The 12959-nt window shown below is 70.5% G+C and carries 14 protein-coding genes; 12 read left to right on the top strand and 2 right to left on the bottom strand.

What is annotated here, in order from left to right:
- Nucleotides 1-6: 6 nt before the first annotated feature.
- The gene (locus CFT82_RS02545) at nt 7-630 is read right to left on the bottom strand and encodes a pentapeptide repeat-containing protein (protein ID WP_088817508.1); all 624 of its coding nucleotides are present in this window, start codon (nt 628-630) and stop codon (nt 7-9) included.
- Between the two features lie 84 nt (nt 631-714).
- Between CFT82_RS02545 and CFT82_RS11825 the strand changes: the two genes are divergently transcribed.
- From CFT82_RS11825 to atpD, 12 genes are all read left to right on the top strand, one after another.
- Nucleotides 715-1905: an L-threonylcarbamoyladenylate synthase gene (locus CFT82_RS11825; RefSeq protein WP_088817507.1), complete on the top strand. Its 1191-nt coding sequence runs from the start codon at nt 715-717 to the stop codon at nt 1903-1905.
- Nucleotides 1902-3179 (top strand): serine hydroxymethyltransferase, encoded by a 1278-nt coding sequence (locus CFT82_RS02535; RefSeq protein WP_088817506.1) that lies wholly within the window; start codon nt 1902-1904, stop codon nt 3177-3179. The genes CFT82_RS11825 and CFT82_RS02535 overlap by 4 nt, the downstream gene beginning before the upstream one ends.
- Nucleotides 3180-3251: 72 nt before the next feature.
- A complete protein-coding gene (locus tag CFT82_RS02530) occupies nt 3252-4352 on the top strand; it encodes an MraY family glycosyltransferase (protein WP_088817505.1) in 1101 nt (366 codons plus the stop codon).
- Entirely contained in the window at nt 4349-4780 is a 432-nt protein-coding gene (locus tag CFT82_RS02525; RefSeq protein WP_143469456.1) for a hypothetical protein, read from the top strand. The genes CFT82_RS02530 and CFT82_RS02525 overlap by 4 nt, the downstream gene beginning before the upstream one ends.
- 3 nt (nt 4781-4783) lie before the next feature.
- Complete coding sequence (locus tag CFT82_RS02520; protein WP_088817503.1) at nt 4784-5113, top strand: AtpZ/AtpI family protein; 330 nt, start codon at nt 4784-4786, stop codon at nt 5111-5113.
- Nucleotides 5114-5284: 171 nt separating this feature from the next.
- Nucleotides 5285-6070 (top strand): F0F1 ATP synthase subunit A, encoded by a 786-nt coding sequence (atpB, locus tag CFT82_RS02515; protein WP_088818289.1) that lies wholly within the window; start codon nt 5285-5287, stop codon nt 6068-6070.
- Nucleotides 6071-6189: 119 nt separating this feature from the next.
- Nucleotides 6190-6396 (top strand): ATP synthase F0 subunit C, encoded by a 207-nt coding sequence (locus tag CFT82_RS02510; RefSeq protein ID WP_088817502.1) that lies wholly within the window; start codon nt 6190-6192, stop codon nt 6394-6396.
- Between the two features lie 71 nt (nt 6397-6467).
- Nucleotides 6468-7040 (top strand): F0F1 ATP synthase subunit B, encoded by a 573-nt coding sequence (locus CFT82_RS02505; protein ID WP_088817501.1) that lies wholly within the window; start codon nt 6468-6470, stop codon nt 7038-7040.
- Entirely contained in the window at nt 7040-7855 is an 816-nt protein-coding gene (locus CFT82_RS02500; protein WP_088817500.1) for a F0F1 ATP synthase subunit delta, read from the top strand. Before CFT82_RS02505 ends, CFT82_RS02500 begins: the two co-directional genes overlap by 1 nt.
- Nucleotides 7856-7933: 78 nt before the next feature.
- Nucleotides 7934-9577: a F0F1 ATP synthase subunit alpha gene (atpA, locus tag CFT82_RS02495; protein WP_088817499.1), complete on the top strand. Its 1644-nt coding sequence runs from the start codon at nt 7934-7936 to the stop codon at nt 9575-9577.
- Between the two features lie 134 nt (nt 9578-9711).
- On the top strand, nt 9712-10638 hold the full coding sequence (locus CFT82_RS02490) for a F0F1 ATP synthase subunit gamma (protein ID WP_088817498.1): 927 nt from the start codon (nt 9712-9714) through the stop codon (nt 10636-10638).
- A 35-nt stretch (nt 10639-10673) separates the two neighbouring features.
- Entirely contained in the window at nt 10674-12137 is a 1464-nt protein-coding gene (gene atpD / locus CFT82_RS02485) for a F0F1 ATP synthase subunit beta (protein ID WP_088817497.1), read from the top strand.
- A gap of 96 nt (nt 12138-12233) precedes the next feature.
- Here atpD and CFT82_RS02480 read toward each other — a convergent pair whose 3' ends face one another.
- Nucleotides 12234-12941, bottom strand: coding sequence for a 2OG-Fe(II) oxygenase (locus tag CFT82_RS02480; RefSeq protein ID WP_234994238.1), 708 nt, complete (start codon nt 12939-12941; stop codon nt 12234-12236).
- Nucleotides 12942-12959 lie beyond the last annotated feature (18 nt).

Below are 12959 nucleotides of genomic sequence, written 5' to 3'. Positions count from 1 at the left end.
AAGGGGTCAGCCTTCCAGGACGACGATCCCCAGCTGGGCGGCGACGAGGCGGGCCACCTGTGCGGGGGTGAGCACCGCCCCCTCCAGGTCGGCCAGTGCCAGGTCGTCGGGCACGCGGGCGGCGCGCAGGTCGGCGCCGTCCAGCCGAGCGCCGTGGAGGTCCGCCCCGAGCAGGTCGCAGCCGTCCAGGCGGGCCCCGCGCAGGTCGGCGCCCCGGAGCACCGCCTCGGTGAGGCGGGTGCCCTCGAAGAAGTTCTCCCGCAGGCAGGTGCCGCTGAGGTCCGCCCCGAAGGCGGTCCCGCCGCGCAGGATGAACCCGAGCCCGCGGGGGTGGGCGAGCTGCGCCCCGGTGAGCCGGCAGCGCTCGAAGCGGGTGTCGGCCAGCAGGGCGTCGGGGGCCGTCACGCCCTGGAGGTCCACCTCGGTGAAGCGTGCGTCGGTGAGGTCCGCGCCGTCCAGCCGGGCTCCCGCCCAGGTGCCTCCTCGGACGTCGAGCCCGGCCAGGTCGGCGCCGCGCAGGTCGAGATCCGCGGCGTCACCCCCGACCAGTCGCTCACCCGCGCGGGCCGTGCGCTCGAGCTGCTCGCGTGTCAGTCGCTCGGCGGCCGGGGCCTCGTCGTCACGGATCATGGGACGAGGGTAGGCGGACTGCGTCCGGGCACCGCGACGTGACAGACTGCCCCGACCGCAGTGGAGGGAACGAGGAGTGCCCGCATGAGCCCGGTGTTCGACTGCATCGACCCGACCGAGGAGCAGCGTGACGAGGCCTTCGAGGCCGCCGTCGCCTCGCTGGCCGAGGGACGGGTCGTCGTCCTGCCCACCGACACCGTCTACGGCGTCGCTGCCGATCCCTTCCACCCGGACGGCGTGCCCAACGTCCTGGCGGCCAAGCGGCGGACCGCCGCGATGCCGCCGCCGGTCCTCGTGCCCAACCAGCGCACCCTGGACGGCCTGGGCGCCGAGCTGCAGCCCTACGTGAAGCGCCTGGTCAAGGAGCTGTGGCCCGGCCCGCTCACGATCGTGGTGCAGGCGCAGCCCTCCCTCTCCTGGGACCTGGGCGACACCAACGGCACCGTCGCTCTGCGCATGCCCGACCACGACCTGGCCCTGCGCCTCCTGGCCCGGACCGGTCCGCTGGCCGTCACCAGCGCCAACATCACCGGCCAGCCGGCGGCCACCAGCGTGCTGGAGGCCGCCACCCAGCTGGGTCCGGCCGCCGAGGTCTACCTGGACGCCGGACCCACCCCCGGCAACCGGCCCTCCACCATCCTCGACTGCACCCGGCCGAGCCCCGTCATCCTGCGGCTGGGCGCGCTGTCCGTGGAGCGCCTGGAGGAGGTGCTCGGCGAGGACGTCCACCTGCGGTTGTCCCCCTCGGAGCCCGAGCCGGAGGCCGACCGGGAGGCGCTGGCCGAGCAGCTCAAGGCGGAGGGGCGCAGCATGGCCCCCGAGCCGGCGCCGCAGCCGCCGGTCGCCCAGGCCGACGGGACCGCCCCCGGCCCCGGGGTCGACCCGGAGCTGCCGCCGACCGAGGAGCTCGACGAGGAGGCCGGTCGCCGCGAGGAGGAGGAGCAGCTCGCCTGGCTGGCCGAGCTGGAGCGGCAGGAGCGCGCCGCGGAGGATCCTGCCGACGGGTCCGCCGCCCCGGACGCTCCCGAGGACGTCCCGGCCGCCCCGGCGGAGGCCGATCGCGGTGAGGACGGCATCGCGCAGGCGCACGCCCCGACCGCGAGCACCCTGCGCACGGTGGCGCTGCCGGTGGACCAGAACTTCGACATCGTGGGGGTGGACACCGAAGGGCACGAGATCCCCGAGGCCTCGCCCCGTACGCTGCGTGGTGGGCACTCGGTGACCACCGACGACGCCCCCGACACCCGCCGTGACGACGACAGGAGCACCCGATGAGCGAGCCGACCTTCTACGGTCCCGACTTCGACCTGCTGCAGAGCCAGGACCCCGAGATCGCCGGCATCCTGCTCAGCGAGCTCGAGCGCCAGCGCACGGGCATCCAGCTGATCGCCAGCGAGAACCAGACCAGTCCCGCGGTGCTCGCGGCCCTGGGCTCCACGCTCTCCAACAAGTACGCCGAGGGCTACGCCGGGAAGCGCTACTACGGCGGTTGCTCCGAGGTCGACAAGGCCGAGAACCTCGCCATCGAGCGCGCCAAGCAGCTCTTCGGTGCCGACCACGCGAACGTCCAGCCCCACTCCGGTGCCTCGGCCAACCAGGCCGTCTACGGTGCCTTCGCGAAGCCCGGCGACACCATCCTGGCGATGAGCCTGGACCACGGCGGGCACCTCACCCACGGGTTCAAGGTGAGCTTCTCCGGCAAGTGGTTCAACGCCGTCCACTACGGCGTGAACGCCGAGACCGAGCACATCGACTACGACGAGGTGGAGCGCCTGGCCAAGGAGCACCGCCCCAAGATCATCCTCGCGGGCGGCTCGGCCATCCCGCGGCTCATCGACTTCGCGCGCTTCCGGGCGATCGCCGACGAGGTCGGCGCCATCTTCTGGGTGGACGCCGCCCACTTCATCGGCCTGGTCGCCGGTGGGGTCATCCCCTCGCCGGTGCCGCACGCCGACGTCGTCTCCTTCACCACCCACAAGGTGCTGCGAGGACCCCGTGGTGGTGCCATCGTCTGCAAGGAGGAGTTCGCCTCGAAGATCGACAAGGCCGTCTTCCCGATGATGCAGGGCGGCCCGCTGATGCACGCGGTGGCGGCCAAGGCCGTGAACTTCCACGAGTGCATGCAGCCGGAGTACAAGCAGTACGCCCAGCAGGTGCTGGACAACTCCAAGAAGCTCGCGAGCGCGCTGGGTGAGCACGGTCTGCGGCCGATCTCCGGCGGCACGGACACGCACCTCTCGCTGCACGACCTGCGCGGACTGGACGTCTCCGGCAAGGACGCCGAGGCGCGCTGCGACGCCGCGGGCCTCGTGCTCAACAAGAACACCATCCCCTTCGACCCGGCCCCGCCGATGCTCGCCTCCGGCGTGCGCGTGGGCACCCCGGCCGTCACCACCCAGGGCATGGGGGTCGAGGAGATGCAGGTCATCGCCGATCTCATCCACCGCGCCGTCACCGAGGGTGACGCCGACCGCGGGTCGGCGGTCAGCCGCGAGCTGCGCGCGCAGGTCGACGAGTTGACCGCGCGCTTCCCGGCGTACGCGCGCTGATGCCGCTGCCGGTCCGGCGGGTGCGCCCGTCGGGCGGGCGCCGCAGCTCCGCCGCGGGTGAGGAGAGTGCCGGTGCGTGAGTACCTCCTCGTGCTCATGACCGCCCTCGGGGTGACCTTCTGGGTGACCCCCTGGGTGCGCTGGTTCGCCGTGCACGCGGGAGCCATCACCCCGGTGCGGGACCGTGACGTCCACGTGCGCCCGAAGCCGCGGCTCGGGGGGCTGGCGATGTTCCTGGGGCTCCTCGCGGCAGCCGTGGTGGCCTCCCAGCTGCCCTATCTCTCGCAGGTCTACCAGGACGCCCAGCTGCGCGGGGTCCTGCTGGCCGCCGGGCTCGTGACCCTCGTCGGCGCCGCCGACGACAAGTGGGACCTGGACTGGTCCCTCAAGCTCGGGGGCCAGGTGGCCGCCGCGCTCGTGCTCAGCCTCCACGGGGTCATGCTCGTGAGCCTGCCGATCTTCGGGTACACCATCCTGCCCACGCCGGTGATGGTGATCCTCACCGTGCTCGTGGTGGTCGGGACGATGAACGCGGTGAACTTCGTGGACGGCCTGGACGGGCTCGCGGCCGGGGTCGTGGGGATCGCGTCGGCCGCCTTCCTCGTGTGGAGCTACGAGCTCTCCCACACCTACGACCCGCCGAACGTGTTCTCCACGGCCACCTTCCTCTGCGCGGCGCTCGTCGGGGTCACGGCCGGCTTCCTGCCCCACAACTTCCACCCCTCGCGACTGTTCATGGGGGACTGCGGCTCGCTGCTGCTGGGGCTCCTGGTGGGGGCGGCCTCCATCTCGTTGACCGGCACCATCGACCCGGCCTCGGTGAGCGGGGCGTCCCAGGCCGCGGCGGTCATGCTCCCGGTCGCGGTCCCGGTGGCGGTCATGGCGATCCCGCTGGTGGACATGGTGCTGGCCATCATCCGCCGCACTCGGGCCGGGCTGCGCCCCTGGGACGCCGACGCCCGCCACCTGCACCACCAGCTGCTGCGCCTGGGGCACTCGCACCGGGGCGCCGTGCTGACCCTCTACCTGTGGGTGGCCGTGGTGGCCGGGGGAGTGCTCTCCTTCAACTACCTGGTGCTCGAGCTCGCCGCAGCCACCCTGGCCGGAGGCATCCTCCTGGCGGTCCTGGTCACCTGGGCGATCCCTGCCCTCATGACCCGGGGGCCCCGGTGAGTCCCGCGTGGCGGCGTGACCCCTTCGTGCTCATGGTCGGGTACGGGGTGACCGCCGGGGCCGTGGCGACGTTGGCCGGCGTCCTCGTCGCCGGGCTCGTCTCCGGTCGGGAGCAGGCGATCGCGGCGCTGGGCATCGGTCTCGTGGCGGTGATCGTCCTGACCAGCGGCCTGGTCATGGTGCGGATCATCCTCGAGGGCCCGCGGGCGCTGGTGCTGCCCATGGGGCTGCTGGTCTTCTTCGCGCAGGTGGGGCTCTTCGCGGCCGTGGTCCTGATGCTCCCGTGGCCCCGCGGTGCGGCCCAGACGCTGGTCGGCGGGATTGTCGTCGTGGTGTGGCAGGCGGGTGTGGTCCTCGGGTACGCGCGGGGGCGCCACGCGCTGACCCCCGTGGCCCCGGAGCGCCCGAGCGCGGACGGGGAGGGCTGATCCATGGCCGGACCGGACGACCGGCGGCACGACGGGCCGGGGCGCGACGACACCCGCGACACGCCGACGACCGCCCCCTACAAGGGCCCCTGGGTGGGGGACGACCAGCCGGAGGACCCCGCCGAGGCGGAGCTCTGGCGGCGCGGGGGATCGGCCGGCTCCGACCTCGGTGCCGCGGTTCTGGGGACCCTGCTCACCTCCATCCTCGCCTTCGCCGCGCTCGGGTGGTTCGCCGCCGAGCTCACCGGGTGGGAATGGCTCACCGCGGTCTGCGTCCTCCTCGGGGTGGGGATGTCCTTGTGGGTGGTGATCCTCAGGTATGGTGACCCCTGACAACGACGGAGCCTCAGGGTCGAGGCCCGCTCACCGCCGCACCTTTCCGGTGCTCGGGGGAGCGATATCGGCCCGGCCGTGAGCCGGCCGCTGGGACCCGTTCCGTCGGACCCCGTGCATCGGCGCACGTGATCGGGGTCGTGACCCATGAACCCCGTGGAGGAGTTGCACGTGAGCCACGCACCGGCCCAGCTGGCCGAGGTCGAGTTCCACTCGCCGAGCACCAACGACTTCTGGCTCCCGCTCTTCGAGGTGGGCGGCCTGGAGTTCACCCGCGGCATGCTCGTCATCGTGCTCGTCACGGGCCTGCTCGTGGCCTGGATGCTGTGGGCCGCCAAGCGTGCCGCGGTCGTCCCGAGCAAGGGCATGTTCGTCACCGAGGGCATCTACAACTTCGCCCGCAACGACATCGCCCGCGACCTCATCGGCGGCCAGAAGTTCAAGCCCTACCTGCCGCTGATCTTCTCGCTCTTCGTCTTCGTGCTGGTGAACAACCTGCTGGGTGTCATCCCGCCGGTCCAGATGCCGACGATGTCCTCCATCGCCTTCCCGCTGGCCCTCACCCTGGTGGTCTACCTGACCTACCACGTGGCGGGCATCAAGCAGCACGGCCTGGTCGGCTACCTCAAGACCTTCGTGCCCTCCGGTCTCCCGGCCCCGATCGTGCCGGTGGTCTTCCTGCTGGAGTTCGTCTCCAAGACCATCACCCAGCCGCTGACCCTCGTCCTGCGACTCTTCGGCAACATGCTCGCCGGGCACATGGCGCTCGCGCTCTTCATCATGGGTGGTTGGTTCCTCGTGAACTCCGGCCCGCTCATGGCGATCGCCGGTGCCGGCTCCTGGATCATGGGTCTGCTCATGACCTTCTTCGAGATCCTCATCCAGTGCCTGCAGGCGTACGTCTTCACCCTGCTGTCGGCCTCCTACATCGGGGCCGCCCTGGCGGACGACCACTGACCGTCCGCCCCCACCCGCGGCCCGGCCGCGACCAGACTTCCTGACCCACAACTGAACATCCCCCTGAATCCCAGCCTGCTCGGAAGGACCGCGCAGGTCCCAAGGAAAGAGGAAACAACATGGACGGCAACCTCAACCTCGTCGGTTACGGCATCGCCACCCTGGGCCCGGCCCTGGCCGTCGGTCTCATCTTCGCCGCCTACATCAACGGTGTCGCTCGCCAGCCGGAGTCCCGTGGTCTCCTGCAGCCGATCGCCATCCTGGGCATGGCCGTCGCCGAGGCGCTCGCCATCCTGGCGTTCGTGCTGACCTTCATCCTGAACTGACGGATTCACGTCCACCCGCGTGACGCCATCGGCGCCACGCACCCCCTGTCGAATCCGTTGAAGGAGTCACCGTGCACAACGTGAGTGTGCTGGCCGCCGGGGAGGGTCGTAGCGGGACCGACGCGCTGCTTCCCCACCTGCCCGAGCTGGTCTTCGGTCTCATCGCCTTCGGCATCGTGCTCTTCGTGGCCTCGAAGTTCTTCGTGCCCGCCATGGAGAAGGCCTACGCCGAGCGCCGCGATGCCATCGAGGGCGGCATGGCCCGAGCCGAGCAGGCCGAGGCCGAGGCCGAGGCAGCCCGCCAGAAGTACGAGTCCCAGCTCGCTGAGGCCCGCGCTGAGGCGAACGCCGTCCGGGACAAGGCCCGCGAGGAGGGCGACGCCATCCGCGAGGAGAAGCGTCAGCAGGCGGAGGTCGAGGCCGCGCGCGTCCTCGACACCGCCCAGAAGCAGATCGCTGCCGAGCGCCAGCAGGCGCAGGTCGAGCTGCGTGGTGAGGTCGGTCGTCTGTCGACCGACCTGGCCGGCCGCATCGTCGGTGAGTCGCTGGAGGACGAGACCCGTCAGAAGGGTCTGGTCGACCGCTTCCTGGCCGAGCTCGAGTCCGGGAAGGCCACCGGGGCCGACTCGGCTGGGGTCCGCTGATGCAGGGGACCTCGATCAGCGCATACGCCGCGAGCCGCGAGGTGCTCGAGGAGCAGGTGCGCTCCGGCGCCACCGGCCTCGAGCTGGCCGACCAGCTCTTCGGGGCGGCCGACGTGCTCGCCGAGAACGCTGCTCTGCGCCGCGCGCTGGGTGACCCGACCCGTTCCGGGGAGGACCGTGCCGGTCTCGCCGCGAAGGTCTTCACCTCGCTCTCCGAGTCGGCCCGCGCGGTGATCATCGCCGTGGCCGGTCAGCGGTGGAGCACCGAGGGGGACCTCGGCGAGGCGATCATCCGCCTCGGTGTGGAGTCCGTGCTGGCCTCCGGAGAGCAGGCGGGACACGCCGAGCGCGTGTCCGACGAGCTGTTCGAGGTCCAGGAGCGCTTCATGGAGCACTCCGAGCTGCGGTCCACCCTCAGCGACCGACGGATCGACCGGTCTCGGAAGATCGAGCTCGTCGACCGCGTGCTCGGTGACCGGGCCACCCCGGAGACCCGACGCCTGGTCGAGCAGGCCGTGGGCGGTGCGAAGTCCCTGCGCTTCGACCTCGCCCTGCAGGCCTACCGCGAGATCGCGGCGGCCCGTGCGGCCCGGCTGATCGCCGTGGCCCATGTCGCCGCACCCCTCACCGACGAGCAGCGCGAGCGCATGCGCTCCGCGCTCGCCCAGCAGTACGGCCGTGAGGTCACGCTCCACACCGAGATCGACCCTGACGTCATCGGTGGCGTCCGGGTGGAGATCGGGGAGGACGTGATCGATGGCACCGTCTCGCGCCGCCTGGCCGAGGCTCGCGAGGGGATGGTCGGGCGCTACTGAGCGCCTGGTCCGCCCCACCGACAAGAACATCGGCCGAGACACAGACCCGGGCCCGCAGCGGCCCATCAAGGAGAGATCATGACGGAGCTGTCGATCCGTCCCGAGGAGATCCGGGACGCGCTGGACTCGTTCGTTCAGTCCTACGAGCCGCAGGCGGCCGCCACCCAGGAGGTCGGCCGCGTGGCCGACGCCGGTGACGGCATCGCGCACGTCGAGGGCCTGCCCTCGGCGATGACCAACGAGCTGCTCGAGTTCGCTGACGGGACCCTGGGCCTGGCCCTCAACCTGGACGTCCACCAGATCGGTGTGGTCGTCCTGGGCGACTTCGCCGGCATCGAGGAGGGCATGGAGGTCCGCCGTACCGGTGAGGTCCTCTCCGTCCCGGTGGGCGACAACTTCATGGGCCGCGTGGTGAACCCGCTCGGTCAGCCGATCGACGGGCTGGGCGAGATCCAGGCCGAGGGTCGTCGCGCCCTCGAGCTGCAGGCCCCCTCGGTCGTCGACCGCAAGTCGGTCCACGAGCCGATGCAGACCGGTATCAAGTCCGTCGACGCGATGGTGCCGATCGGCCGTGGCCAGCGTCAGCTGATCATCGGTGACCGCCAGACCGGCAAGACCACCGTCGCGGTGGACACCATCCTCAACCAGCGCCGCAACTGGGAGTCGGGCGACCCGACCAAGCAGGTGCGCTGCATCTACGTGGCGATCGGCCAGAAGGGCTCGACCATCGCCGAGGTGCGTCGCACCCTCGAGGAGAACGGCGCGCTGGAGTACACCACCATCGTCGCGGCCCCGGCCTCCGACGCGGCGGGCTTCAAGTACCTGGCCCCGTACGCCGGCTCGGCCATCGGCCAGCACTGGATGTACGACGGCAAGCACGTCCTCATCGTCTTCGACGACCTCTCCAAGCAGGCCGAGGCCTACCGCGCCGTGTCGCTGCTGCTGCGCCGCCCGCCGGGCCGTGAGGCCTACCCGGGTGACGTGTTCTACCTGCACAGCCGGCTGCTGGAGCGTTGCGCCAAGCTGAGCGACGACATGGGTGCCGGTTCCATGACCGGGCTGCCGATCATCGAGACCAAGGCCGGCGACATCTCGGCCTACATCCCGACGAACGTCATCTCGATCACCGACGGGCAGATCTTCCTCGAGTCCGACCTGTTCAACTCGGGTGTCCGCCCCGCCATCAACGTGGGTGTGTCGGTGTCCCGAGTCGGTGGCTCGGCCCAGATCAAGGCCATGAAGTCGGTCGCCGGCCGCGTGCGCACGGACTTGGCTCAGTACGAGGAAATGAAGGCCTTCGCCATGTTCGCCTCCGACCTGGACGCAGCCTCCAAGGCGCAGCTGGCGCGTGGTGAGCGCATGGTGGAGCTCTTCAAGCAGCCGCAGTCCTCCCCGATGGACGTCGAGGAGCAGGTGGCCGTCGTCTGGGCCGGCACCAACGGCCACCTGGACGACGTGGCGGTGGAGGACGTCCGCCGCTTCGAGTCCGAGTTCCTGGACTTCCTGCGCCGCGAGCACGGCGGCATCTTCTCGAGCATCATCGAGACCGGGAAGCTCTCCGAGGACGTCGAGGCGGAGATGAAGTCCGCCGTGGCGACCTTCAAGCGCCAGTTCCAGACCTCCGAGGACGGCGGCATCCGCCCGGGCTCGGACGAGGAGAACCTCGAGGACATCGAGGACGGCGACATCAACCAGGAGCGCATCCGCAAGGCCAAGCGCTGAGACGGTGGCCGGGGTCGACCAGGCCCCGGCCACCCTCCAGCTGCGCCGGCACACGGCGCCGGTCCCCACAGGGACCATCCCGCCGCGGCGGGGACCAGACGACCAAGGCACTGACCACCGGAAGGCGGAACGACATGGCAGCGGGGCAGCGGGAGTACCGCCAACGCATCAAGTCCGTCAAGGCCACCAAGAAGATCACCAAGGCCATGGAGCTCATCGCGGCATCCCGCGTTGCCAAGGCCCGGCAGAAGGTGGCCGAGACCACTCCCTACGCGCGGGCCCTGACGCAGGCGGTCTCCGCCGTGGCGACCCACTCGCAGGAGGACCACCCGCTGACCACGGAGGTGACCGACCGCCGCCGCGCCGGTGTCGTGGTCATCACCTCCGACCGCGGTCTGGCCGGCGGCTACCCGGCGGGCCCCATGAAGTTCGCCGACCGGCTCGGCGAGCACCTGGAGGAGCAGGGCCTGGAGGTCGTGCCCTACCTGGTGGGGCGGAAGGCGGAGAACTACTTCCGCTTCCGCAACCGCGACTGGGCGCGGAACTGGGCGGGGTTCTCCGACGCCCCCACCGTGGAGGCCGCCCGCGAGGTGGCCGACGCCCTCATTGAGGCCTTCCTGACCCCCTCCGAGGAGGGTGGCCTGGACGAGGTGCACGTGGTCTACACGCGCTTCCGCACCATGGTGACCCAGGAGGTCGCCGGTGCGCGGCTGCTGCCGCTGGAGGTCGTGGAGGCCGACGACCACTTCGACGGTGACGCGAGCGCGGCCCCGGTGGAGCAGGAGGGCCTCGTCCCCGAGTACGACTTCGAGCCGAGTGCCGACGAGGTGCTGGACGCGCTGCTCCCGCAGTACGTCTCCTCGCGGATCTTCAACATGCTCATGCAGTCGGCGGCCTCCGAGCTCGCTGCCCGCCAGCGGGCCATGAAGGCAGCCACCGACAACGCGGACGACCTCATCAAGGACTACACGCGACTGGCCAACCAGGCGCGTCAGGCCGACATCACGCAGGAAATCAGCGAGATCGTGGGCGGTTCCTCCGCCCTCTCCGACTCCAAGTGACCCGAGCAGTGACGGACAAGAAGGAAACTGATCACATGAACGCCACCCCCCTTCAGGAGACGACGGCCAGCGCCCCGCAGGCCGGCGCCGTCGGACGTCTGGCTCGGAGCATCGGGCCGGTCGTCGACGTCGAGTTCCCGCCGGACGCCGTGCCGTCCATCTACAACCTGCTGCAGGTCGACGTCGAGATGAACGGCGAGACCTCCACGCTCAACCTCGAGGTCGCGCTGAACATCGGCGACAGCATGGTGCGCGCCATCTCGCTGCAGCCGACCGACGGCCTGGTCCGCGGCGCCGAGGTGCGCGACACCGGCGGCCCCATCTCGGTGCCGGTCGGCGACGTCACCCTCGGCAAGGTCTTCAACGCCACCGGTGACTGCCTCAACCTGGAGCCCGGTCAGCAGCTCGAGGTCAACGAGCGCTGGGGCATCCACCGCCCGGCCCCGGACTTCGACAAGCTCGAGTCCAAGACGACCATGTTCGAGACCGGCATCAAGGTCATCGACCTGCTCACCCCGTACGTCCAGGGTGGAAAGATCGGCCTCTTCGGTGGTGCCGGTGTCGGCAAGACGGTGCTCATCCAGGAGATGATCGCCCGTGTCGCCCGCAACCACGGTGGTGTGTCGGTGTTCGCCGGTGTCGGTGAGCGCACCCGTGAGGGCAACGACCTCATGGTGGAGATGGAGGAGGCCGGCGTCCTCGGCCAGACCGCCCTGGTCTTCGGCCAGATGGACGAGCCGCCGGGCACGCGTCTGCGCGTCGCCCTCTCGGCCCTCACGATGGCCGAGTACTTCCGTGACGTGAAGAACCAGGACGTCCTGCTCTTCATCGACAACATCTTCCGTTTCACCCAGGCCGGTTCCGAGGTCTCCACGCTGCTGGGCCGCATGCCCTCCGCCGTGGGTTACCAGCCGACCCTGGCCGACGAGATGGGCGTGCTCCAGGAGCGCATCACCTCGACCCGTGGTCACTCGATCACCTCCATGCAGGCGATCTACGTGCCGGCCGACGACTACACCGACCCGGCCCCGGCGACCACCTTCGCCCACCTCGACGCCACGACCGAGCTCTCGCGCCCGATCTCGGCGATGGGCATCTACCCGGCCGTGGACCCGCTGACCTCCACCAGCCGTATCCTCGACCCGCGCTACATCGCGAAGGACCACTACGAGACCGCGGTCCGCGTGAAGTCCATCCTGCAGAAGTACAAGGAGCTGCAGGACATCATCGCGATCCTGGGTATCGACGAGCTCTCCGAGGAGGACAAGATCCTCGTCGGCCGCGCCCGCCGCATCCAGCGCTTCCTCTCCCAGAACACCTACGTCGCCAAGCAGTTCACCGGCATCGAGGGTTCGACGGTCACGCTGGCCGAGTCGATCGACGCGTTCACCCGCATCGCCGACGGCGAGTTCGACCACCTTCCGGAGCAGGCCTTCTTCATGTGCGGTGGCCTCGAGGACGTGGAGCGCAACGCCCACGAGCTCGAGAAGAACAGCTGACCCCACAGCACCCGCGAGAGGCCCCGTCGACCAGCTGGTCGACGGGGCCTCTCGCGTGCCGGCCGGCCCCGTCAGCGTGGGGATGGGGCGCTGGGCTCAGCGGCGGTGGAAGAGGAACCAGGAGGTGGCGATGTACTTGTCGCCACCGACCGGGCGGTTCCCACGGTGGGTGTGGGTGAAGGCACCCGGGGCGATGACCAGGGCGCCCTTCTTCGGCTCCACCTTGCGGTCCTGGTAGAGGAACTCGGTGGCTCCCTCCTCGAACTCGTCGTTGAGATAGGCGGTCCACAGGCAGTGCCGGTGCAGGCTCTCGTGCGAGGAGTCCTTCGGCATGGTCTCGCAGTGCCAGTAGGGGTACCCGCCGGAGTCGGCCGTGTAGCGCTGGATGTTGATGCCCCCGGGGCGCAGCGCCGCGCCGGCCAGGTCGATGATCTCCTGGTCCGACATCTGGGCGATCCGGTCCTCGTCGATGCGGGTCACGGTCCCGTCCGGCGCCTGGTGCTGGAAGACGAGCGGGGCGATGAGGGTGTGGGGATAGGTGCGCACGTACTGCACGAGGCAGCGGCTCGCAGCCTGGACGAGCTGCGCCTCGAGGGCCTGCCACTCGGGGCGCCCGGTGATGTGGATGTCCACCGAGTCCTTCATCTCCTTGTTCACGCCGCCGCCGGTGGCGCCCGGGCGCTGGTGCGGGCTGGCCTCGAAGGCGGCCATGATCTGGTCGCAGAGCTCCGGGCTCAGGGCGTCGGGGTAGACCTCGATGAAGTCGGGGTTCGTCGGGCGGGTGCTCTCGGTCGCAGCAGACATGCTGCGCATCCTCCCACC

The organism is Kytococcus aerolatus, from assembly GCF_900187395.1.
Classification (GTDB): Bacteria; Actinomycetota; Actinomycetes; order Actinomycetales; family Dermatophilaceae; genus Kytococcus; species Kytococcus aerolatus.
Note: the sequence above shows the minus strand (reverse complement) of the source record. Positions and strands in the feature narration are given on the sequence as shown.